The following is a 2,644-nucleotide window of genomic DNA, read 5'->3' on the forward strand; positions in this document are numbered from 1 at the left end:
ACAATGGCGACGGCACCCTGACCTACACCCCAAATGCCGGGTATGAAGGCAGCGACAGCTTTACCTACACCATCACCGACGGGCAGCTCACCGACACCGCAACCGTCAATCTGACCGTGAACCCGCAGCCCCCCGCCGGCACCTCCAGCTCCGACGACTTCTCGGGTGCGGATAACCCTGCACCTGCCAGCTTTGTTTTGAGCGGTACCACCGAAGATGGCCCCGGTGGTGGTAGTGACGAGCTCTCTTTTGCAGGCACAGATCGTGCTGTGGTGGTCGATTTGTCTGCCGGTTCGTATACCCATGCCGCGACAGTCCTGCCGAATGGCGACTCCCTTACCGTTGGTGTAACCGGCAGTGACGTGCCGGCATCGATCCTGGAAGGTTATCGTCAGATTCTGTTCGAAAATGTGGTCGCTGCAGGTGGGTGGATCGATTACGTTGGCGGCTCTAACAACGGCCCCGAAGGGATGCTGGATACCGACAACGCCGCTGTTGTAGGAGTTTCGGTAAGAGACGTCGCAGGGAACGGCGTGGCAGGCGCGGCCGATATCTCAGAAGCAACCGCTGCATATACGCCCGACATCGCGCTCATGATGCTCGGTACAAACGACATCTTAGATGTGACGGAGTTCCCGGTCGGGTCCGGCGGTGACGCAGTGGCGGCAATCATCGACAATTATGAAACTGCGATAAACCAGTTCTTTGCCAATGCAGACGCGGGCGCATACCTCGTCGTTTCAACCATCGCACCACGAATTGACAACGGCCGGGAAGCAGTAGCATCGGAGTATTTGAACCACGGCTACAGCATTGTCGCCGGACAACCGGTCGTCGGAGACGCGGGGAACGGCACCTACGTACCTGGGTTGATTAGTAAAATCAACGACTTGCAGACCACTTACCCCACACTTTTGTTGTTTGAAAACCCGCATGCCGACTTCGTCACAGCCGGAAGCCCGGAATCTCTTGATCATCTCAGTGCAGACGATCTGCACTGGACGCAGGAAGCAAATGTCGAATACGCAAACGCACTTTTCACGTTCCTGGAAAGTGAAATTGGCATCACGGCGGGCGCACCGGGGGAAACTGCGCAAAGCATTGCGCCAGAGGTCACGCATATCTATGGCAGCGACGCTGGCGACCGCCTTACTGGGAACGCAAGTGACAACACAATAAATGGTGGCGCGGGATCAGATCTTATTGAAGGTGGTGCTGGTGCAGACACTTTCGTGCTCGACAGCTCAGCTCTTTCTACTGGGAACTTTGATCGGATTGTAGATTTCAACGCGGCTGAAGGCGATCTCATTGATGTCAGCGCAATCTCAAACCACCTTGGTCTGTCTGAGGCCCAGGTTCAGTCATCTTATTTTTTCGAAGGGACTTCAACCGGGGTGAAGCTTATGCTCTCCCATGGTGGCACGACGTACCACCTGGCCACCCTCATCGGTCTCAGCTTGAGCGACGTTAACCTTCTTGATCCGGCCTGGAACATAGCGGGTCCGCAGGGAACCTCTGTGGGGCTGGGGGTGACGGGTTCGGATGCCTATCTGGAGCTTGTCACGCCGGATGGCGATCACAATGTCTGGGGCTCGACCAACAACAGTGCACGGGCGGTGCAGGCGATTGCTGACACGGATTTTCAGCTTGAAACCCGGTTCCTGACCACACCGACCGAGCAATTTCAGATGCAGGGCCTGCTGGTTGAACAGGACGTGAACAACTGGCTGCGGTTCGACACCTATTCCGATGGCACTAATCTGCGTGCCTTTGCTGCGATCACCGTGGGCGGCAACACTTCCGTGGCCGTCAACGTGGTCATCCCCGAAGGCAGCGCCCCGTATCTGCGAGTGACCCGGACCGGCGATCTGTGGGTTTTGGACTATTCCACCGACGGGGAGAACTGGACCACCGCCGGCAGCTTTACCCATTCGATGACTGTCAGCCAGGCCGGTGTGTTCGCTGGCAATACCGGGCCGGCGACAGGCTACACTGCTCAGGTGGATTACTTCGAATTCGCAAGCGACCCGATTGTCGATGAGGATGGGACGATCACGCCGGTGAACGATCCTCCTGTTGCGGCGGATGACACCCTGGCGACAGATGAAGACGTGGCGCTGACCATCAACGTGGCCAGCGATCTGCTGGTCAATGACAGCGACCCGGAAGGCGATGCGCTGAGCCTGACCGCCTTTACCCAACCCGCCAACGGCACGGTTGCCGACAATGGCGACGGCACCTTTACCTATACCCCCAATAGCGGGTTCTCGGGCAGCGACAGCTTCACCTACACCATCACCGACGGCACCAACACCGACACCGCAACCGTCAATGTGAACGTGAACGGCGCGGGCAACGCGGCCCCGGCGGCTGTGGATGACAGCGGATTGGCGACAACCGAAGACGTGGCGCTGACCATCAACGTGGCCAGCGACCTGCTGGCCAATGACAGCGATCCGGACGGCGACGCGCTGAGCCTGACCGCCTTTACTCAGGCCACCAACGGCACGGTGACCGACAATGGCGACGGCACCCTGACCTACACCCCAAATGCCGGGTATGAAGGCAGCGACAGCTTTACCTACACCATCACCGACGGGCAGCTCACCGACACCGCAACCGTCAATCTGACCGTGAACCCGCA

General features: G+C 58.5%; 1 protein-coding gene. It reads left to right on the plus strand.

Annotated features, from left to right (window positions below; translation table 11 throughout):
- A partial coding sequence (locus tag MHN28_RS24690) for a cadherin-like domain-containing protein (RefSeq protein ID WP_239345696.1) occupies positions 1 to 2,644 on the plus strand: 2,644 nt, incomplete at both ends.

The sequence above is a fragment of the Ruegeria sp. Ofav3-42 genome, assembly GCF_022347725.1.
Lineage (GTDB): Bacteria > Pseudomonadota > Alphaproteobacteria > Rhodobacterales > Rhodobacteraceae > Ruegeria.